The following is a 22,186-nucleotide window of genomic DNA, read 5'->3' as shown; positions in this document are numbered from 1 at the left end:
CGTCAGTATGCCAGCAAAGTTTGAGCAACCCAAGGCCCCAAAACATACACATAGCGGGGGCGCTATATTATTTATGCGTATCAGTATAAACCGCACCCTGTGGCCGAATACCGCTTACAGCCCTTCGACCATCGCCTTGATCACTCCATTGGCAGGGTCAAGCCAGTGTTCAAATTCGGTTTGTATTTGATGGAAGCCAAGCCTGTGCGTGATGTACGTGGTGGGATCAACCAGTCCTTTTTTCATGCTGGCAATTACGTGTTCGAAGTCAGACCGAGTTGCGTTGCGACTACTCATCAGGGTTGCTTCACGCTTATGAAACTCAGGATGCGCGAAACTAATGTCGCCTTTTTGCAGCCCTACCAGCACATAACGCCCTCCATGTGCCAGGTAGGCAAAGGCCGTGTTGATGGCCCGTAAACTTCCCGTGGCATCAATGACTACCGTGGGCATATCGCCATTGGTGAGAGCCGCCAGTTGCTGGGCTACATCCGGCGATTGCGCGTTGACTGTGTGGGTGACACCCAGCCGTTTTTTGCAAAAATCCAGCCGCGACTCGTTAATATCCAGCGCGATAACGGTAGCTCCGGCAATTCGAGCAAGCTCCATAGTTCCCAATCCAATGGGTCCTGCTCCCACCACCAGCACAACCTCGCCCGGCTGAACATCGGCCCGGCGAACCCCGTGAGCCCCAATGGCCAGTGGCTCAACCAGGGCTAGCTCATCGTAACTAAGTCCTTCGCCATGAACCAGCGAATAGGAAGGCACTGACAGGTATTCAACCATGCCCCCGTCGATATGCACGCCCGCTACCTGAATACGAACGCAGCCATTGGGCTTACCCGACCGGCAGGCCACGCAGGTTCCACAGTTGAAATAGGGAATGAACGTAACGGGTTCACCAATGGCAAAATCATCTGCCCCATCGGCTTCGACCAGTTGGCCAGCCAACTCATGGCCCAGAATCCGGGGATAACTAAAAAAGGGTTGAGTTCCCTCAAAAGCGTGTAAATCAGTACCGCAGATACCGATCCGCTGAATGTGGATAATAGCGTTTCCAGGCGTCAGGGCAGGTTTATCAATGGTCTGGTACATAAACTGACCAGGAGCGATACACATTAAAGATTCCATAATTTTTATTCTTCCTTTTATTTAGCGCCGTCTATTGTGGACTGTGCTGATTTTCCGGCCTGAGGCTGACGAAAGGTGGCGCCTTCAATCTTAAGCACAACTGCGTTGGGCCAGCGATTATTAGTGTATAGGCGTTGCCCATTTATGGCACTGACAGCTAGTCCTAACGGCGTTGGTACAACTCGAACACTGGCATCGAACCCGTTTTTATACTCAACCAATTCACTTTTATAACCCAGCACACACACTTTTGTCTGGGAAGTGCCCTCCAGCATCGGTAACAGGAAATCCCGCCGGTCACCATATTTCCAGTCCTCGAAACTGGTCCGGGTAACAAAAGCATAAATGGCTTTCTCGTCGTTGGTTTGCGTAAACCAGATGTTGTGATCCCGAATGACCGGCAAGGGCTTAACGGCATGAATCGACTCGCCATTGACAAAATGCCAGAGCGCCACCTCACGAAGCAGGTTCTGTTGCTCGATCTGAATCTCACCGTCGGGTTTGGGGCCAACATTTAACAGGAAATTACCGCCCTTCGCCCGAATCTCGATGAGCATATTGATAATCTCAGTACCGGTTTTCTGCGGGTCGTTGGTGGGTTTAAACTGCCAGTCTGTCCCCATCGTATAGTTGGCTTCCCAGGGTCGGGGCAATGGCTGGTCGGGTGTGGTTTGCTCCGGCGTTTTCATCAGGTCGCGGGTGATGACCAGATCGGGATTCAGCGACCAGGCGTATTCCCGCAGTCCGTCACCCGGACCATCGAAAAACATAATGTCAATTTTACCGTAATTGGTCAGTAGTTCTTTTACCTGCTGTTTGTCATAGGCCATTAATTCCGGATTTTTAGCCGGGTAGTGCTGCGGATGCTGTAATCGGCCAATAGGCAGGTTGTGGGTGTGCAGGAAATAGAAATCCTCCGGCGAAATATACAGGCCAATAGCAATCCCTTCCTTGCGGAAAGCGTCCACTAGTTCTTTCGTGATGTCGCGGCCGAAAGGCGTATTCATCACATTGAACGGCGTTGTTTTGGTGTTGAACATGCAAAACCCGGAGTGATGTTTCGCGGTAAACACCACGTATTTCATACCAGCCAGCTTAGCCAGTTTGGCCCACTCTTCGGGGTCGAATCGTTTGGGATTGAAATAGGTCGGAAGCTCGTTGATGTACCGTTCTACGTAATCGTCAGATGCGCCGGCCAGGGAATGGCTAATCACGGTTCCGAGTGCTACATCGACGTTCCAGTGAATAAACATACCAAAGCCCAGGTCTTGAAACCAGGCCACGCGCTCGGGTTTGTTGGTGGTTTGCGGTGTCTGGCCGTAACTACCCGGCAGGCTTATGACAACCAGCAGAAGGGTAAAAAACGTTTTCATCAGGAGTTGGCTAAGGCCCGGTCTAAGTGAACATATCCTCCATCAACATAGATCAGTTGGCCAGTAGTATGGCTGGATCGGCTGGATAGCAGAAATACAGTTGTGTTGGCAATTTCTTCAGGGGTAGTCATCCGGTTTTCGAACGGTATATTCGCTACAATCGAAGCCAGTTTTTCATCTGGGTTGGACAGGGTCTGAATCCAGCGTTCGTATAAAGGTGTCCAGCATTCAGCCACGACTACGGCATTGACCCGGATGCCATACTTCAGCAATTCAACCGCCCACTCCCGGGTAAGTGCGTTACGGCCTCCATTAGCAGCCGCGTAGGCTGAAGTGCCTCCCTGACCGGTATCAGCGGTTTTAGAGGTAATATTGACAATCGACCCTTTCGATTCCTTCAAGGCAGGCAACGCAAAATGCGCCATTAGGTAATAGTGGGTCAAATTTTTATGAAGCGAAGCCATAAAACCTTCGTAATCACCATGTTCAAGGCCCACCCCATCATTTTCGCCAGCGTTGTTCACTAAGCCATCAATCCGGCCAAACTGAATTAACACAAACTCAACGGCTCGTTCAGCCTCCTCTGGATGCGTCAGATCAGCCGTAAACTGAGCGGCTTGGTACCCTGCCGTATTCAGAGTCGAAACAAGTGCTTGGTTATAGGCTTCCGTTCGACTGATAATGACCGGAACGGCTCCTTCGGCGGCCAATACCTTAACAATACTTTCGCCAATTCCTCTGGCTCCGCCGGTTACGATAATAATTTTACCAGCAAGTTGTAAATCCATGATATATCCATTCTGTTTAGTAAATACCAAAAAAGAGAAATCCGTCACGCAACCGGTGGGGCTTTCTTGATTACCAACCTATATGTTAACCTACTTCTGGATCTTTGGCCAAAACGCAGATCATAGCTGAAAAATCTTGTCCATAAGCAGCCATTTTTCGCCGGGCTTTGCCTGCGGCAGCGACTGCTGATACGTCCACATGAGGGTTTCCCACTCCTGCACTTTAGGGTTCGCAGCATCCATGGCGGCTTTCTTTTCAAAGCTGAACGACGCATCGGTATCCATGATCATAAACAGCCGGTTGCCGATTCGGTAAATTTCCATATTGAGGATTCCCGCGTCCAGAATACTCGCTTTAATTTCAGGCCAGCCGTTCTGATGATAGTACTCGTATTGGCGAATCAGCGTAGGGTCATCAATCAGGTCAAGAGCCAAACAGTATCGATTCATAGTATTTAATGGGTGACGGCTAGTTGAACGTTTTCCGCTTTATAATGGCGCAGGGCAAAATAGAAGACGACGAAGAAGCAGAGCGCAGGCACGATATAAGCCGTTTGCATCGTGGTCAGGTCCGACACCTTTCCCATGATGACGGGAAAAACAGCCCCACCTGCAATCGCCATAATGACCAGCGAAGACCCAATTTTTGTTTTGGCACCCAGCCCCCGGATACTGAGAGCGAAGATGGTCGGGAACATAATCGACATGAAAAACTCGACGCCAATCAGGGCATAAACGGCTATCAGTCCGTGTGCCAGTACGGCAACCAGCAGCAAACAAACATTGATCAGGCTGTAGACAGCCAACAGCCGCGGGGGAGCCACGAAGCGCATCAGATAGGTGCCAAAAAAACGGCCGATCATGAACCCCAGCAACGCGACGGATAAGTACAGGGCCGCTGTTTTTTCGTTGATTCCTGCCACCCGATCCGAGAAACGAATGAAGAAACTACTGATACACACCTGCGCACCGACATAAAAAAACTGGGCTACAACTCCAATAATCAGGTTTTTCTCCGCAAAAATTGATCCTTCAGCCTGGTCTGTCGTTTCGGCTTCTTCTGTAATGTCAGGCAATGGTGTTCGCCAGAAAAATACCGCCACCACCAGCACCACAACACCGATCACCACAAACGGCACCTCCACCGAAGCGGCTTCGTTGGTCAGGTATTGATTCAGTTGGTCGGCAGACATCACCTGTTGCTGTTGCTCCGTCAGGGTATTTCCCGACAGGATAAACGTTCCGCCCATTAGCGGGGCCAGAAAAGCCGCCAGCCCATTGAACGACTGCGCAAAGTTCAGCCGCTGGGTGGCCGTATCGGCATCGCCGAGTACGGTGATGTAGGGATTGGCAGCTGTTTCCAGCAGCGTCAGCCCACTGGCAATAATGAACAGCGCTACCAGAAAGAAACTGAACAGCCGCAGCTCAGCCGCTGGATAAAATAAAAACGTACCAAAGGCAAACAGGACGAGGCCCAGCGTAATGCCGGATTTATACCCGAAACGTTTCATAAATAACCCCGCTGGGAGCGCCATCAGGAAATAGGCAATGTAGGATGCCGAGTCGATCAGGGCCGATTGCAGGTCGCTCAACTGACACGCTTTTTTCAGGTGCGGAATCAGGATAGGATTCAGGTTGAGCACAAATCCCCATAGAAAAAACAGAGTTGTAATCAGAATAATAGCCAGCTGGTTTTTTGATTTAGCCATATGGTTTTAGAAAGAAGCCTGGATCAAAGTAGCGGTAATCAATACAGTCATTAGAAACCTATCGACTTCACCTCCCTAATACCCCGTATTCTGGGTCAGTATGGGATTGTATTGAATTTCGGCCAGCGGAATGGGGAACAAAATCTGATTGGGCTGCACCTGCACCACCGACCCGCCACTATTGACAAACAGGCCGTTATTGGGCACGGCTGCTGTTGAGGGTATGGCCGAGTATTTGGCATAAAAAGCATTCATCACCGGGATCAGGCGATTCGTCCGAACCAGATCGAACCACCGCTGGCCTTCAAAGCTAAACTCCAGGCGACGCTCGTTTTCAATAGCGAGCCGCAGCTCAGCCTGACTCAGCCCCGTGAGGTTGGGCAAACCCGCCCGGCTACGTACCTGATTGATGTAGGGCAACGCTCCGGTGGGACTACTCTGCTCGTTGAGCGCTTCCGCATACATCAGCAAAACATCGGCATAACGCAAGACAATCCAGTCATTATCCGCGTCGTTGCGGGCAAAGGGCGGGCCGGTGAAAATATATTTTTTCGTGTAATAGTCCGACGTAGCCGCGCTGTTTCCTTTCGTATAATAGCCCGTTGAAATGGGGGTTCGTTTGTCGGCTGTGGAATAAGCACTGAACAGGTCAAGCCGTTCCGTTGGCCCACCCGAAATACCGACTTTTATGATGTCCGTACCCGAATAGCCGGGTAGGAAAACACTGGCAAAACTGCTACCCGTTCCCAATCCGCCCGACAAAAACCGGATGGCGAAAATAATTTCCTTATTCATTTCATTGGCGGGCGAAAACACATCTGAAAAATTAGGGAGCAGCCCGCTAATATTGGCCAGCGAACCCGCCGTTGGCGCACCCGGAATCAGTTCACCTAGTTTGGCGGCTGCGAGGTCATATGTCTTTTGCGTCAGATAGACTTTGCCGAGTAACGCCTTCGCCGATAAACTGGTCGGGCGGCCCAGGTCGGTGGCGGAATAGGTAGCGGGCAGCACTGTTTCGGCATCTTTTAAATCCTGAATAATCTGGGCATATACCTGAGCGGCTGGTGTTCGTGCGTAATCGTATGCATCCTGATAGTCAGCACTCAGGTCTTTTACGACTAATGGTACGTCGCCCCAAATCCGGACAAGATTAAAGTAGTTCACCGCCCGGATAAACTTCATTTCGGCAAAATAACGCTTCTTCAGCGTACTGTCCATAGATACAGCAACAGCCTGATCAAGGACTGCATTGGCCCGGCTGATGCACTTGTAGGTATCCGTCCACATCGATTGCAGATTCGGATTGGTCGCATCAACCGCAAACGTACTGAAGAAATAATGGCCGTTTGCCGCCACGCTTTCGTAGGCGTTGTCGCTGGCCAGTTCTCCAAAAATGTAGTAATCGTTGTTGTAAACGGGCTGAAGGGCGCTGTAGACGCCGTTCACCGCAGCCGTCACGTTGGCCGACGTGGTAAACAGGTTTGTCGTCGAGACCTTAGTGGGGTCTGTCAGCGACAGAAAGTCCTCTTGGCAGCCCGCAAGGAGCGCCGTCAGCAAGACAATCAAAGGAGTATATCGTTTCATGATTTCGAAGATGTTTAGTCGCTTGATGCGAGAAAAAGGGTTAGAAGCCAACATTCAGTCCGGCCGTAATGGTGCGTGCCAGCGGATACGAGGCCGAATCATAGCCATATGTAGGGTTGGTCGTATTGCCATTATCGTTGGCTTCGGGATTGTAGCCAATGTATTTGGTGAACGTGAACAGATTTTGGCCACTCACATACACCCGCACATTCTGTAGCTTCAGCTTGTTGGTTACCACGTTCGGGACTGTATACCCCAGCGTGACGGTGCGTACCCGCAGAAACGACGCATCGTAGACGTAGCGGCTGGAGAAATTATTGGTGCCACCCGAAGGGGTATTGGTGACGCGCGGCTGCCAGCCGTTGCCGGGTTGGCTCGGCGACTCCCAGCGGTTAACCACATCGGTAATGGTGTTTGCATTGCCGTTGAAATAATAACCCGCCCGGAGCCACTGCGCCACAATCTTGTTCCCATACGACCCTTGCAGAATTACGTTCAAATCAAAGCCTTTGTACCGAAACGTATTGGTCATCCCGTACGTGAATTTGGGCAGCGGACTGCCGAGATACGTCAGGTCATTGGCGTCGATCTTGCCATCTTTATTCACATCGTCGTATTTGATGTCGCCCGGCTTCGACCCGCCACTGGCCCATTGACCACCTGCGTCTACTTCCGCCTGGTCTTTAAAAACGCCAATCTGCCGGTAGCCGTAGAACTCACCCAGTGGCTGACCCGGCACCACAATGGCGTAGTTGGTAAAGCCGCCTGCGCTGAAATAGATAGGCTTGTCATTGACCAGCGACACAACTTTATTGGTGTTGAAGGAGATGTTGGCGTTGGTGGTCCACTGCAGCGCGCCTTTGGTATTGTGCGATGTGATGGATAACTCCACCCCTTTATTCGAAATCTCCCCGATATTCTGCACCACCGTAGCCGATGTTCCGACAATAGCCGGTACGTTGCGGTTATTGAGCAGCCCTGTCGTGTTGCGGGTGTAGGCATCGGCAGTCAGGTAAAACCGGTCGTTGAGCAGGCCCAGTTCAAAACCCAGGTCGAATTGTTTGTTGGTCTCCCAGGTCAAATCGGCATTGGCGATGTTATTGGCCGCATAGCCGTAAACCCGCGTTCCCGCCCCACTGCCAAAGTCGTAATTGGCTTGCGTCGCGTAGCTTTGGGATGCGTAATTGCCGATGTTGTTGTTACCGGTCAGGCCGTAGCTACCCCGTATTTTCAATTCACTGATGATGGGAATCGTTTTTATAAAGGGCTCCTCCGTCATCCGCCAGGCTACCGATGCGGAGGGGAATAGCGCGTAGCGGTTGTTGGACCCAAACCGCGACGAACCGTCCTGCCGGATAGCCGCCGACATGAGGTATTTTTCCTTGTAGCTGTAGTTTATCCGACCCAGCAGCGACACCAACGTATTTTTTGCGTAGGAGTTGGTGCTGGTCGTGGTTCCGGCCCCGCTAATGTTTTGAATCAGGTCGTTTACGAAACTGCCCGTTACACCCGTAATAACGTTTCCGGTGCTGACCACCGACTGGGCTGTGTACCCCGCCAGCAGGGCAAATGAGTGGTCATGCCCGATGGATTTGTTGTAATTGAGGGTGTTTTCCCAGAGCCAGTTCGAGTTGACACTGAGTCGTTTGGCTGCTGCAATGTTGCTGGCGAGTGGATTACTCAGGTTCGCCGTCGGTGCGGTGTTGGACGGCATTGTGGCTGGCACGAACTGATTCCGGGTGTCGCTGATGTACTCCGCCCCGAAACTGGTTTTGATTTTCAGCCCACTGATCAGCTCATATTCCAGGAATGAATTCGCCAGTAAACGCGGGGTTTCGCCCCGGTCTTTGTATAAATCCAGTTGCACGGTGGGTCCTCTGAAATTGGGAGAAACCGAATTGGCACCCTGCGTCAGGGGGTAATTGTTGGTATTGGCATAATCGCCATTAGGCAGAAAGACCGGGAAAAACTGCGGCATTTGCAGGGCGACACCGATGGGGTCAGTACCTACCGCAATGGCGCTGGCGTCATTACTACCGGCTACATTCTGATACTGCGTATTAGTAAACGACGGAGCCAGGCTCATACCAAACGTCAGCTTATTCGACAATTGGGCATCGAGGTTAGCGCGTACCGAAAACCGTTCAAAACCGCTGCTGCGCAGAATTCCATCCTGTTTTAGATAAGCACCCGACACATTGAAGCGAAACTTTTCAGTACCACCCGAGGCCGAGATTTCGTGCTGGGTGATGACCGCTGTCCGGTAGATTTCCTTCTGCCAGTCGGTTGTGGGCAAATCGGCAGGCGGGTTGTCGTAGAAGGCATAATATTTTAACCCTGCATTGATGGCCGACTCTTTGGAATAAGCGATGAAGTTTGTATTGTTCATCACATCGACCTCTTTGCTCAGGTTCTGAACGCCGTAATAGCCACTGTACGAAAAGCGGGTCTGGCCGGGTTTCCCCCGTTTGGTCGTGACCAGAATGACCCCGTTACCTCCACGCGAGCCGTAAATAGCGGCTGCAGCGGCATCTTTCAAAATTTCGATGGATTGAATATCATCCGGATTAATCTGGTTGAAATTGTCGGCACTGGCCAGCGGATATCCATCTACTACATACAGAGGACTGTTACCCGCCCCCAGCGACCCGATACCCCGAATCCGGATAACGGGCGCTGAACCCGGCTGACCGCCCGTCTGCGTAATGTTGACACCCGATACCTGACCCGCCAGGGCCTGCGCCGGGTTCGCCACCGAAATATCTTTTAGTTGCGTACCGGATATAGAGCTGACGGCTGTCGAGAGCGTTTTCCGTTTCTGCTCACCGTAGCCGACAACGACTACCTCACTCAGCGATTTGGAATCGGTGGCCAGGGTTACCTCAATGACGGACCGGTTGTTTACCACAATCTCCTGCGAAACGTAGCCGATATACGAAAAGACCAGCGTACTGTTTTCGCTGCCTTCGGGTAACGATAGTTTATACGTTCCATCGGCCTCGGTGGTCGTGCCGGTCTGCGTGCCTTTCAGAACAATACTGACACCGGGCAGCGGTCCGCCGGTTTCGGCGATTACCCGACCCGTTATAACGAGTGGCGGCAGAACAGCCCCAACCGCTAATGAGTGGATGATGAGCAAAAAGCATGCTATCCAACCGAGCTTTTGTACAGGGGGGCGCATAGTAATGTAGGGTTTAAGGGGCTTCTACAAATAGGAATGCGATACACATAAGGCAGTTTGTCCCTTATTGGACTATCGCTATTTTATCCGTGAATAATTCAAAATTCAGTGGTACAAAGTACGGGGCAGGCAACTCAAACCGGGGAAGGGAAATGTTGCAGATGTAAGCCGAGATGTTGCAGAAATCGAATAAGCAGGGCTAAAACAGGCATTTCGCCCCGATTAAGTACAGGTACGCCCCTAAAAAATACCACAAAAAGCCCCGTTATGCGCCAGAACTGATAACGGGGCAAATAATAGGAAAAAGATTTGACGGTAAACCAGCGTTAATTTTTCTGAGCTGCCAGCAGGTCGTTCAGATACTCGGTGGGGGCTTTTCCAAACTGCTTCCGGAAGGATTTGCTAAACGACGACGGGTTCTTGAAACCTACCTCATACGTAATTTCGGAGATGTTTAGCTTCCGTTCCAGCAGCAGTTCCATGGCGTGTTTTAGGCGGATGTAATAGATAAATTCGATGGGTGTCTGGCCGGTGATAGCTTTCAGTTTCCGGAACAGATTACTCCGGCTCATGCTGACATGGTCGCCCAGTTCCTCCACGCTGAACTCTTCGTTACTGAGGTTCGCCTTGATGGTATCAATGACTTTTTGCAGGAAGGCCTCGTCGAGTGGATTCCGGGTAATGTCTTTGGGAATAACGACGGAATTAGACCGGAATTTTTCGAGTAACCGCAGCCGGGACTCAATCAGATTTTCGACTTTTGCCCGCAGGAGTTCAGGATGGAACGGCTTGGGTATATAGTCGTCAGCGCCGGTGCCGATGCCTTCAATCTGATTCTCAACCGTCGAACGAGCCGTCAATAGAATCAGTGGAATGTGGCAGGTGTCCAGACTGGTTTTCAGCGTCCGGCATAACTGGATACCATCCATTTCGGGCATCATGATGTCGCTGATAATCACATCGGGTTCGCGCTCCCGGATGCGGTCCAGCGCCTGTCGTCCGTTTTCGGCTTTCACAATCCGGTACTGATTCTGAAAGGTCAGTTCCAGGTAATCGAGTACATCGAGGTTATCATCAACAATGAGCAGGTCTGGCCGACTGGCCACATTGCCAGTTGCTAAACTCGGCAGCGGTAGCGTCACGAGTTCATTCGCCAGCGTTAGGTTAGGGACAATTTGCTCGTAAACAAACGGCTTCGGTGCGGCTTGTACGGACGGCAGAGTATCGGGTGCCGCTACAGTGTCTATCGGTAACAGCACTGTAAAACAGGTTCGTACATTCGGTTCACTATCGACCGTTATCGTTCCCCCGTGCAGTTCGACCAGACTTTTGGTCAGCGACAGGCCAACGCCCGTTCCACCCTTTATTGACTCCGACTGGAAATAGCGTTCAAACAAATACTGCTGCTCGTCGGGGGTGATGCCTTTTCCGGTATCCTCCACCGTCAGACGAATCCATTCCCGGTCGGAATCGGGTACCAGACCGGGCGATGAAGCCGTCAACTGCACTGTAACAGCCCCACCCGTGGGCGTAAACTTCAGTGCGTTGACAATCAGATTATTGAGCACCTTCTCTAACTTTTCTGAATCGACCATGGCGGCTACGGAGGATAGGCCGGACGAAAACTGAAACCGGATGCCTTTCTTCTGCGCCATCGACTCAAAGTTGCCAAAGATGTCCTGCGTAAACGTCACCAGTTCCAGCCGCTCGGGCTTCAGTTTGAGCATGCCCTGGTCCAGTTTCTGGAATGTCATCAGTTCGTCAATCAGTTGCAGCAGTTTCTGCGAGTTGTGCTGAACAAACTGAATTTTTTGCCGCGCTACGCCCCGAATATCCGTTGATGCCAACAGGTCTTCAACCGGCCCGACGATGAGCGACAGCGGGGTTCGGAACTCGTGCGAGACGTCGGTAAAAAACCGCAGTTTGAGTTGATTGAGATTCTTTAGCTGCTCTTTTTCCAGTTGCTCGAACCGAATTTGCTGACGTTGTTTGGACTGAATCAGCAGATAACGGATGAAAATGAACAGGAGCGCATTGAACAGGAGCACATACAAGGTAATGGCCCACCATGTTTTCCAGGGTGGTGGCAGAATCGTTACCGTAATACTGGCTGCATGGGGATTCCATCGCCCCGAACTATTAGACGCCTTCACCTCGAAGCGATAGGTGCCAGGGTCCAGATTGGTATAGGTGGCCGTTCGGTTCTGGGCATCGGTCGGAATCCAGTCGGCATCGAAGCCATCCATCCGGTAGGCATACGCATTCTCGTCCGGGTTCGCGAAATGCAGCCCCGTAAAGCCAATCGTAAATCCGTTGTTGCGGTAGTTCAGGACAATCTCCGGGCTGGTGGCCAGCGACTGGCGTAAAATCGTATCGCCATTGACAACCTGACCGATACCCACCCCTTTATTGAATAATTTGAGGTCCGACAAAACCACCGCTGGCATACGCTTATCCGTCCTGATTTCGGCCGGGTCGAAGATGACAAACCCATCCGATGCCCCGAACAATAGTTTCCCATTTAACTGGTTGAGGCAGCTATGCGTAAAATTCAGCATAGGCAGGAAGACCTGAAACTGCTCCCGGCGACTGTCGAACCGGGCCAGTCCTTTAATCGTGCTAATCCACAAAAAGCCCTGACGGTCGGCCAGGATTCCATTCACCGACTGGTCGGGTAAGCCATCGACCTCGCGATAGGTTTTGATTCGCATCGGCACTCGACGGGTCGCATCATCCGAAAGGGTAATTTTGTTAAGCCCCGACTCGGTACCGACCCAGATTACATTCCGGGGCATTTCCAGAATCGAGTAGACGGTCCCACCCGCCAGACGCTCATTGGCCCGACTTCCCCCAATGGGGGTAAACGCCCCCGTTTTAGGGTCGAACCGACAAAGTCCCCGGTTTTCAAATCCCACCCAGATAGCGCCCGTATGGTCTTCATAAAGTGAACGCACGAACTCGCTGGTGGCTTCGCCGGGGTTTCTGCCACCGAATGGAAAATGGGTTTTTGAACCATCGGCACCTAGTTTATACAAGCCATTATTCGTGCCGACCCAGAGCGTTTTACGGGAATCCTGAAAAATGGAGAAGACGGCCGCGCCGTCGAGCATCGTCTCTGATCGGGTATAGGAACCCGCGGCCAATCGGGTGGCTCCCCCGAGGGTTCCAACCCATAGGTTTCGGTCAGCATCCATGAGGAGTGAGCGGTGGTAATTCAGGAACGACGGTTCAGGGCGGAAGCGGTAACGCTGCGTGGTTCCATCGGCCAGGTGATAGCGATACAAACCGGATTGAGCCGTGCCCAACCAGATCGTTACGTCATCGGCGGAGAGGATGCTACGGACCTGATCGCTGGCCTGCTGACTGGCAAACGTGTAATAATGAAAGGGTAACAGGTGCAGGTCGAGCTTATTCAGACCAATTTCGGTACCACACCACAGCACGTTGGTTCGGTCGATGAAGACCTTATAAACGAGGTCGTTGCTAATGCTTTTTTCGTTGATTGGATTATGCTTATAAAAGCGCAGCCGGGCGGCTGGTGTTCCGGGCTTTTCGAGTCGCACAATACCCCGGTCGGTACCTAGCCAGAATGATGTAGCGTCGGCTTTACAGATGTCGAAAATTTCGGTCCGATGGAGCGACTGGCCACTTTCGGTTACTTGATTCAGCGACTCGAACCCTTCATACGTCCCGCGTTCGGCGTTGTAGGTCAGGCGCAACAGCCCATCGCCCCCCGTCCCGATGTATAAATGGCGATTGTCTTCCAGCAGTGACCAGAAGCGGTCACCGTATGGATTGGGCCGGACGGTCAGCCGATGAAAGGTCGATTTTCCGTTGCGAACATCATAGCGAACGGGACCTTCGGCGGTCGCAATCCAGATGTAATCGCCTGCCGACCGAATCATTTTCCCGATGGGCGTATTGAACGGATACTGCTTTAACCGCCTGAACGACCGGCTATCCGGGTCGAAAACGGTGACACCTTTGGGCGTACCAATCCAGAGTTTACCCTGGCTGTCGAACAGCATGGTATTGATCTGATTACAGAATAATGAGGTCGGGTCAGCCGGGTTATTACGGAAATTGGTAAACGTTTCTGTTTTCGGGTCGAACCGGCTGAGTCCATCCTTCGTCCCAATCCAGAGAGAATGGCCGGCATCTTCACAAATGGCGTAGGTCCAGTTGCCCGAGATGCTGTTTTTCTCCTGGTTCCTGAAATAATTCCGGAAGGAATAGCCATCGTACCGGCTTAGGCCATTCATTGTACCAATCCACAAAAACCCTTTACTATCCTGGTAGAAAGCCCGAATCCGTTCATCAGGTAAGCCTGATTTGCTGGTAAATCGCTCGAAGAGTACATCCGGATTAATCGCCTTATCCGTTGCCACCGTAAAGCCATCATCCGAATAAACGGGCGGAGACACCACAAAAAGGAGTAGCCAGAAAAGTGTAGTATGTAATCGCATAACGAGGAATCATACAGGTCTCTACACACTATACGCTGCTTACCTAAGGCAACAATGCATCTGATTATACTTTTATTTTTTACGGCTAAAATGCTGAATACAGCTTATAGAAGTAAAAAAAGTAAATAAAGGAATAGCGAGGTGAGGCCTGCATAGACCAGTGTCAGAAAGACCAGTGGTTTGAGTCGGCGTACGTTCATGTAATAACGGAGTCTGAATAAATAAAAAACACCCTGACTTCCCCGGACAGGCGGTCAATCAGAGCAATCCGTAAAGCTAGACAGTCGGGTAGTACTTCATTATACGAGATGTGCTAAGTACTGGTCAGGAGGTTGCTGAATTGTCTTGGGGACGTAAAACACCCTGCTTTCTGCCTATTTAATCCCTATTCCATCCAAATTTGCAACCGCGAGACCAACATTCGCAACATACGGAAAAGCCTTGTGATAGGCGACAGGCTACTTTTGACCAGTCGTTTCAGGCCTCATTTGATACCTAAATCCGTATGATTTTATCGTTAACATGTAGCCGCTATGTTGCGCTGCTGACCCTTTCCGTCACTACTTTTTTTGGCATTGGTCCGCTGCTGGCGCAGGATTTTTTTGTCAGTCCCGACGGGCGGGATACCAATCCAGGTACGCAGAACGCGCCGTTTGCGACGCTTACCCGTGCCCGCGATGCCGTACGAGAACGGGCTAGTCAGCAAAAACCCGCAACGGTGTATCTACGGGCCGGTACCTATTATGTATCCAAAACCATAGACCTTACCAAACAGGATGGTGGCACGGAAGCCGCTCCTGTTGTTTACCGGGCATTCGGTGAGGAGAAAGCCATTCTCTGCGGGTCCAGCCCTGTACCGCCTTCATCGGTACAGCCCGTCAGTGACCCGGCCACACTCGACCGCATCTTGCCGGATTTACGCCCTAAAATCCGATTCATTGATTTAAAAGCCCTGAAAATATCCCACCGTAACGCTTATCCTGATTTGTTCAACGACGAGGGTGGCATTGTTTCGCTGTTTATCGATGGCAAACGAATGCCGCTCTCGCGCTACCCCAACAAGGGATATATGACAATCAAGAAAGTCATTGTTAATGGTGGGGGACAGGAATCGAAAAACGAAGACTGGCGGAATTTCTACGCCGACGGTGCTAAAGCGCCCCGCCCACCCCGTCCCGGCGTTTTCGAGTACCGCCGGGCCACGAATGGCCGGGACACGACTGGCGCCGACCGGCCCGCCCGCTGGATGCGTCAGGTTAGCCGGGGTGTCTGGCTAAAAGGGTATTGGCGGATACCTTGGCAGAACGAAGCCGTGCGGGTAGCCGCCATCGACACTGCTGCCCATACCGTTACGCTGGCAGCACCGGTACCGGGTGGCATTGGCAACAAATACACCCGGCCCGAAGGCAACGGCAAGGAGCCGTACTGGTTGATGAACCTGCTCGAAGAAGTGGATTTACCCGGCGAATGGGCCGTTGATTTCTCTGACCAGAAACTTTATTTCTATCCGCCCGCTCAGGACACTCAGGTCCGCCTGGCCGACCTGAGTGAACCGCTTCTCCGCCTGACCGATGTGTCGAATGTTGTGATTCAGGGCATCACGTTCGAGGAAAACCTAGCCGATGCCATCGTTATCAACGGTGGGGCCAATAACCGGATTGCGGGCTGCACAATCCATAACATAAACCAGTATGCTATCCGGCTGGATGGAGGTAGCAACCACATCGTACAAAGCTCCGACCTGTTCGATTTGGGAGCCGGGGGGGTGTGGCTGGGCGGGGGCGACGAAACAACGACCCCGCGCGTAGCAGCTGGCCATCAGGTAGTTAACAACCACATTCACCACTTCAGTCAGATTACGCGGATTTATGCGCCTGCCGTCAATGCGGGCTTCACCGGGGGCGGTGGTGGCGGCCATCATCCAGCCGTAGGCATGTATGTAGCGCACAACCTGATTCACGACACGCCCCATGCCGGGGTGCTGTTCGGTAGCTGGGATTCCCGATTCGAATACAACGAGATTTTCAGGATGTGTCTCGTTTCCGATGATATGGGCGGCTTTTACAGCTACGACCAGTACGAACGGATGGGCAACCACACGTTCGCTTACAACTTCATCCACAACAGCACCGAAGGCGATGGTATTTATTTCGACCACGACCACCGGGATATGCACATCTTTGGTAACATCCTGTACCTGAACAGTTCGCCCAACAAACGCGGAACGGGCTACCTCTACAAACGCGGTTCTCAGGACAAACACCCGCAAACCATCGACTGCTATAACAACGTAGCCATCAACTGCAACTACGGTTTTCAGTTCGTTACGGTCCGCGGGCCCGGCAACCACATCGAGAATAACGTGGCCATTCAGTCGAAGAAACCCTTTTCGTACGTCGAGATGCTCAACGGCAAAGAAGTCAAAACCGACGAGTCGCTGGCATCGGGCAAAAACATTGCCTACGAAACCAACCCCGGCTTTGCTGACTTGAACCGGTTCGATTTCAGCCTGAAACCCGATGCGCAACTACTGAAAGACCTGCCTGGATTTAAACCGATTCCGTTTGATAAAATCGGCCTGTACGTCGATGAATACCGTAAAAAGCTGCCTTCCAGCGCCGAAATCGGCCGGTTTGGGCAGGGTGAAAGCGCCGACCTACTGGGGCAGGATATTCTTGACCGTAATTAATGCACGACCAAACCCGTTCTTCGTGAAAAATCATCTCTTCTTGCTGGCCTGTCTGAGCAGTTGTCTATCCGTCGCTCAGCCAGTCCCAACGACCGATACCCCGCTCGACGTAATCAAACGGATTGGCGATAAACTCATTCGGGATACACCGTTTTCCTATCGGCTGGTCAGAGCGACGCCTTCCACAACATTTGATGGTCTACAGGCTATTGATTTTGGCCGGACATTTACCCTGTGCAAACCCGCCGTGGCCTATGCCTACACCCGGTTAACGGCCCCCGGCAATCAGACCCGAACCCTACAGGTCGAGCATAACGACGGCTGCAAAATCTGGCTCAACGGGCAACTTGTTTACGAGAAAAAAGGCAATCACGCCATTAACATCGTCCATGATGAGCGCAGCATCGAATTACCCAATGTGCTTAAACTGACGCTGCACAAAGGGGCCAACGACCTGCTCATTAAATCCGAAACAGCCGGTAAGGACTGGCGAGTTTATCTACAGCCACCCAGCACGAAAGGTGCCGTACTTACTAGCGAACAGGCTCCGTTGACCATCGGGCTACACGGTCTTGACAGCGTGGATAGTAGTGTGGCCGACCTATCGAACTGGCTTGTCATTGGCCCGTTTGCAAACCCTGCTTCCGGCGCAACACGCACGGGTCTCGATAAGGCCAACGGGCCGGAAACCGGCATTCAGTTTGGCACCATGTATGGCGGCCTCGAAGCACCCGTTACCTGGACAATACCGAAAGTCGATGTACTGGGCGACGTGTATAACCCACTGACCTGGGGCACCAACTACAACTGGAATTACCACAACGGGGGTGTAGCCTGGGCTATGCAGCAACTGGCGGAGCAAACGGGCGAGAAGAAATACGACGACTTTGCCAGTCGTTTCTGCGATTTCCAGTTGGCCAGCATTCCCTTTGTAAGGTATCAGGTCAAGACGCTCAATGCGGTGAACTCAGCCAATTATCAGCTTGTCGATACGCCCCTGCTCGATTTTACGCTGGCTCCCGCTCTCCCGTTCATTTATCGACTTCGTAAAAATCAATCGTTTGCCAACCGGACCGATTACGAATCGTTTATCGCCAATATGATTAAGTATGCCCGCTTTGAGCAAATCAGGCTCCCCGGCTCCGGCATTTATACCCGCACAACGCCCGAAAAATACACCACCTGGGCCGATGATATGTTTATGGGTATCCCATTTCTGGTACAGGCCGCGCAGTATACACCTGATGCGACCACCCGAAAAGCGATACTCGACGATGCGGCCAGTCAGGTACTTGGCTTTACAAAACAGGTATGGGACCCTGCTGCAAATCTGTACATGCATGCCCGCTACTCCAATCGTGACGTGAAACTACCCCACTGGACACGGGCCAACGGCTGGGCCATCTGGGCAACCTCGGAAGTACTGGTGGCGTTACCGAACGACCACCCGCAGTATCAATCCATTCTGAATCAGTACCGGAAACATGTTCAATCGCTGGTCAGGTATCAGACAGAAGCGGGTTTCTGGCCAAACGTTATGGACAGGCCCGATGGTAAAATCGAGGTGTCGGGCACGGCTATCCTGACCATGGCAATGGCACGCGGCATCACGCATGGCTGGATTGATGCTCAACAGTACAAGCCCATAGTAGTAAAAGGCTGGAACGCCCTGAAAACGCAGGTCGACGCCGACGGTACCGTGCATAATATCTGCATGGGAACGATGTGCTCCGAAGATGTCAATTACTACCTGAACCGCCCCTATTTCGACAACGACACCCACGGTTTGTTTGCCGTTTTGTTTGCGGCTCTGGAAGTGAATCAGATGCTTGCTGGAGACCTGCAACGGTTGAAGGGCCGCTAGTCAGGCCAACAAAATCTGTTAAAAAACTCATGTTCTAAACCCTCATAAAATGAATCATTTCTATTTCCTGAATCGCCCGCCGGGTTTATGGCGGCTATTCAAGCTCCTGTTGCTGCTAGGCACCTTTACGGCCAGTGCCCAGCCTGGCTCTTTTCGTATAAATGGGACCGTTACCGACTCCAAAGGTGAACCCTTACCCGGTGCCAACATTGCCGTTCTGAAAACAACCGTCGGAACGAGCAGCAATGCGGAGGGCAAGTACTCGCTCAACGTAGCCACGGACAAGGCTGTATTGGTATTCAGTTCCATTGGTTATCTCAAACAGGAAGTTACGGTCGGCAACCGGCGTACCATTGACATTTCACTGGTTGAAGATTTAAATAATCTTGACGAAGTGGTGGTGGTCGGCTACGGTCAGGTCAAGCGGAAAGACCTGACCGGTTCGGTTGGGAAAGCGAATATGGAGGATGTTAAAAAAGCCCCCGTTCCCTCCTTCGACCAGGCACTGGCTGGTCGAATTGCGGGTGTTCAGGTAACCTCCAACGACGGGCAACCCGGTGCGGCTGCCCAGATAACAATTCGGGGTAGTTCGGTCACTCAGGATGCGTCGCCTTTATATGTCATTGACGGCTTTCCGATGGAGAACATTGACGTCAACTCTATCAATCCAGCCGATATAGAATCGATGGAAGTGCTGAAAGATGCCTCGTCGATTGCAGTCTACGGGGCCAGAGGAGCCAACGGGGTCATTTTGATTACGACCCGGCGGGGTAAGGCGGGCCCGGTCAGGATTACCTACGGCTACCAGACAAGTATCCAGCGGGCTATTAAAACGATGAAAATGATGAGCCCCTACGAGTTTGTCAAACTTCAGTTGGAACTCGACAGTCTGGCCAGCACGCCTTCGGTTCCCTCAACCCGCTTCCGTAATATCTACCTGAGTGCCGACAAGACGCTGGATTCGTACAAAAATGAATCGGGCAGCAATTGGCAGCAGTTATTGTTGCAGGACGGCATCACCCAAAATCACTCCCTGAACCTATCGGGCGGAAGTACTGATACGCGCTTTTCGCTGTCGGGTTCCCTCTACGACCAGAAAGGTATTATTCTCAATACGGGCCTGAAACGTTACGAAGGCCGACTGGCGCTGGACCAGCGTATTAGTAAGCAGTTAAAAATGGGATTCAGCGCCAGCTACTCCAACTCCACTACGTTCGGCACCATACCGTCGTCGGGGAATGGTGGCGGGGTGGTACAGGGCATGTGGCAGTACCGACCCGTTGCCGGGGTAGGCAATCAGAATCTGGTCAGTGCCCTAATCGACAGCGTTGCGCTCCAGGATTTTTACAGTGGAAACGGAGCAGCCTCGCTCGGCGACAACCTGATTAACCCACTCATTCAGGCCCAGAACGAATACCGGAAAAGTATTACGAATACGGCCATGCTCAATGCATTTGTCGAATATTCATTCCTCGATAACTTCAAACTGCGGTTGTCGGGAGGCTATACGTCGACTAGTCCAAAATCAGAAGCATTCTATAATTCCCAGACGCAGCAGGGGAATATTTTCAAAAACAGTGCGGGAGCCATTCCCAATGCCAGTGGCATAAACGGCTTCATCGGCAATACCATAAACAGCAGTTACCTGAACGAAAATATCCTGAGTTATAATCGAATCGTCAATAAGGTACACTCGTTCGATGCGTTGGCTGGCTTTACGTATCAGTTTGCCAAATCGAGTACGAATGCCTTTAAATCCATCAACATTCCGCAGGCGCAGGAATACCTGGGTTTGTTGAGTATGGTGACGGGTACGGCAAACACGCCCCTAGTCGGCGGGTCACAGTGGCAGTTGTATTCCTTTCTAAGCCGGATCAACTATGCCTATAAAGACAAGTACCTCATTACCCTTTCAGCCCGCTCGGATGGTTCGTCCAAATTTACGCCAGGCAAACAATGGGGGTATTTTCCATCAGCCGCCGTTGCCTGGCGCTTTGTGGAGGAACCGTTCATGAAGAAACTGCTCCCCAAGCTGAGCGAGGGTAAATTCCGGATTAGCTATGGCACGGTCGGCAACAATAAAGTAGGTGATTTCAGTTACCTCTCGCAGTTTGGCAACCTGAGCAATAATCAGGGTTACCCAACCAATAATACGTATACAGGCGGGGTTGTGCCTTTCTTTTACGGGAATGACAACATCACCTGGGAAACCACCCATGAGCTGGATCTGGGTCTCAACCTGGGTCTGTTCGGCGACCGAATTAGCATCGAAGCGGACTATTATACCAAGAAAACGACCAACTTCCTGCTCGGCGTAACCCTGCCCTCGCTGGCAGGTTATAGCAACGGGGCCAACGCCCAGTATCAGAATGCCGGAAACCTGCGCAATCAAGGTTTTGAATTTTCGCTCAATACGGTCAACATAGAAAGTAAAAACTTCACCTGGACATCCAGTTTCAATATCAGCTTTAACCGGAGTAAGATTCTGAGTTTTTATAACGGTCTCGACTCCCGGCAAACGGCCTGGGGACTGGCCGGGTCGGCTTCGGCCTGGATTTCGAAAGTGGGGGGACCTCTGACGCAGTTCTACGGCTACAAATGGGGGGGCGTGTATCAGTTCGCTGATTTCAACCAGCTAGCCAATGGAACCTATGTCCTGAAAAACGGTATTCCGACCTACTCCCCCAACGTACAGCCCGGCGATCCGAAATACCAGGACATCAACGGTGATGGCGTAGTCGATGCCAGCGACCAGACGACTCTGGGCAACCCCGCCCCGATTCATACGGGTGGTTTTACCAACAATTTCACCTATAAAAACTTCTCGTTGAATGTATTTTTCCAGTGGAGTTACGGCAACCAGATTCTGAACGCCAACAGAATCGTTTTTGAATCGACGGGCGGGTACTTCCTGAACGGCAATCAGTTTGCAACCTACGCGGATCGCTGGACGCCCACGAACCCAACCAACGACATCCCGCGCGCCCGCTACAATTTGAAAGGCGATGCAGGCAGTAGCAATCCGCGTCCATCGTCCCGCGTGATTGAAGATGGCTCATTTCTTCGGCTGAAAACCATTGCCTTTGGCTACACCTTACCAACCGCACAGGCTCGTAAGATCAAAGCAAATAATGTTCGATTCAATGTGTCGGCGCAGAACATCCTGACCTGGACGAAGTATTCGGGGCTGGACCCTGAAGTATCGACCTACCGCACGGCCAATCCGGCGGGTGCCCCTCCGGGTAATAACTTCTCGACCAATAGCAACAGTGGCAGCGGCTACAGCTATATCCAGCCCAGCAGTGGGTATTCGGTACTGGCAGCAGGCTACGATTACACGCCTTACCCACGTGCCTTTACACTCACCGCCGGGGTATCGGTCACTTTCTAACTCCTGACCA

The 22,186-nt window shown here is 51.9% G+C and carries 11 protein-coding genes; 3 read left to right on the top strand and 8 right to left on the bottom strand.

Features of this window, described 5'->3' with window-relative positions; genetic code table 11:
* Positions 1–114: 114 nt before the first annotated feature.
* The 8 genes from WBJ53_RS33330 to WBJ53_RS33295 all read right to left on the bottom strand — a co-directional run bounded on the left by WBJ53_RS33330 (position 115) and on the right by WBJ53_RS33295 (position 14,232).
* On the bottom strand, positions 115–1,131 hold the full coding sequence (locus WBJ53_RS33330; protein ID WP_338877359.1) for a zinc-binding alcohol dehydrogenase family protein: 1,017 nt from the start codon (positions 1,129–1,131) through the stop codon (positions 115–117).
* Between the two features lie 17 nt (positions 1,132–1,148).
* Positions 1,149–2,504, bottom strand: a complete 1,356-nt coding sequence (locus tag WBJ53_RS33325) for an alpha-L-fucosidase (protein WP_338877358.1) — start codon at positions 2,502–2,504, stop codon at positions 1,149–1,151.
* Positions 2,504–3,292 (bottom strand): SDR family oxidoreductase, encoded by a 789-nt coding sequence (locus WBJ53_RS33320; RefSeq protein WP_338877357.1) that lies wholly within the window; start codon positions 3,290–3,292, stop codon positions 2,504–2,506. Before WBJ53_RS33320 ends, WBJ53_RS33325 begins: the two co-directional genes overlap by 1 nt.
* 120 nt (positions 3,293–3,412) lie before the next feature.
* Entirely contained in the window at positions 3,413–3,742 is a 330-nt protein-coding gene (locus tag WBJ53_RS33315; protein WP_338877356.1) for an L-rhamnose mutarotase, read from the bottom strand.
* Positions 3,743–3,747: 5 nt separating this feature from the next.
* Positions 3,748–5,001: an L-fucose:H+ symporter permease gene (fucP, locus tag WBJ53_RS33310; RefSeq protein WP_338877355.1), complete on the bottom strand. Its 1,254-nt coding sequence runs from the start codon at positions 4,999–5,001 to the stop codon at positions 3,748–3,750.
* Between the two features lie 75 nt (positions 5,002–5,076).
* Positions 5,077–6,585, bottom strand: a complete 1,509-nt coding sequence (locus WBJ53_RS33305) for a RagB/SusD family nutrient uptake outer membrane protein (protein ID WP_338877354.1) — start codon at positions 6,583–6,585, stop codon at positions 5,077–5,079.
* Positions 6,586–6,625: 40 nt separating this feature from the next.
* On the bottom strand, positions 6,626–9,766 hold the full coding sequence (locus WBJ53_RS33300; RefSeq protein WP_338877353.1) for a TonB-dependent receptor: 3,141 nt from the start codon (positions 9,764–9,766) through the stop codon (positions 6,626–6,628).
* Positions 9,767–10,092: 326 nt separating this feature from the next.
* A complete protein-coding gene (locus tag WBJ53_RS33295; protein WP_338877352.1) occupies positions 10,093–14,232 on the bottom strand; it encodes a two-component regulator propeller domain-containing protein in 4,140 nt (1,379 codons plus the stop codon).
* A 505-nt stretch (positions 14,233–14,737) separates the two neighbouring features.
* Between WBJ53_RS33295 and WBJ53_RS33290 the strand changes: the two genes are divergently transcribed.
* From WBJ53_RS33290 to WBJ53_RS33280, 3 genes are read left to right on the top strand one after another with little or no spacing between them, the layout of a single operon-like run.
* Positions 14,738–16,921, top strand: coding sequence for a right-handed parallel beta-helix repeat-containing protein (locus WBJ53_RS33290; RefSeq protein WP_338877351.1), 2,184 nt, complete (start codon positions 14,738–14,740; stop codon positions 16,919–16,921).
* Between the two features lie 22 nt (positions 16,922–16,943).
* On the top strand, positions 16,944–18,785 hold the full coding sequence (locus WBJ53_RS33285) for a glycoside hydrolase family 88 protein (RefSeq protein WP_338877350.1): 1,842 nt from the start codon (positions 16,944–16,946) through the stop codon (positions 18,783–18,785).
* A gap of 49 nt (positions 18,786–18,834) precedes the next feature.
* Positions 18,835–22,176, top strand: a complete 3,342-nt coding sequence (locus tag WBJ53_RS33280; RefSeq protein WP_338877349.1) for a TonB-dependent receptor — start codon at positions 18,835–18,837, stop codon at positions 22,174–22,176.
* Positions 22,177–22,186: the final 10 nt, after the last annotated feature.

Source organism: Spirosoma sp. SC4-14, from assembly GCF_037201965.1.
Classification (GTDB): domain Bacteria; phylum Bacteroidota; class Bacteroidia; order Cytophagales; family Spirosomataceae; genus Spirosoma.
Note: the sequence above shows the minus strand (reverse complement) of the source record. Positions and strands in the feature narration are given on the sequence as shown.

Bases quoted from the DNA above. Each gene is read 5' to 3' on its own strand.
- WBJ53_RS33330 (WP_338877359.1), bottom strand. From the start codon at position 1,131: ATGGAATCTTTAATGTGTATCGCTCCTGGTCAGTTTATGTACCAGACC.
- WBJ53_RS33325 (WP_338877358.1), bottom strand. From the start codon at position 2,504: ATGAAAACGTTTTTTACCCTTCTGCTGGTTGTCATAAGCCTGCCGGGT.
- WBJ53_RS33320 (WP_338877357.1), bottom strand. From the start codon at position 3,292: ATGGATTTACAACTTGCTGGTAAAATTATTATCGTAACCGGCGGAGCC.
- WBJ53_RS33315 (WP_338877356.1), bottom strand. From the start codon at position 3,742: ATGAATCGATACTGTTTGGCTCTTGACCTGATTGATGACCCTACGCTG.
- fucP (WP_338877355.1), bottom strand. From the start codon at position 5,001: ATGGCTAAATCAAAAAACCAGCTGGCTATTATTCTGATTACAACTCTG.
- WBJ53_RS33305 (WP_338877354.1), bottom strand. From the start codon at position 6,585: ATGAAACGATATACTCCTTTGATTGTCTTGCTGACGGCGCTCCTTGCG.
- WBJ53_RS33300 (WP_338877353.1), bottom strand. From the start codon at position 9,766: ATGCGCCCCCCTGTACAAAAGCTCGGTTGGATAGCATGCTTTTTGCTC.
- WBJ53_RS33295 (WP_338877352.1), bottom strand. From the start codon at position 14,232: ATGCGATTACATACTACACTTTTCTGGCTACTCCTTTTTGTGGTGTCT.
- WBJ53_RS33290 (WP_338877351.1), top strand. From the start codon at position 14,738: ATGATTTTATCGTTAACATGTAGCCGCTATGTTGCGCTGCTGACCCTT.
- WBJ53_RS33280 (WP_338877349.1), top strand. From the start codon at position 18,835: ATGAATCATTTCTATTTCCTGAATCGCCCGCCGGGTTTATGGCGGCTA.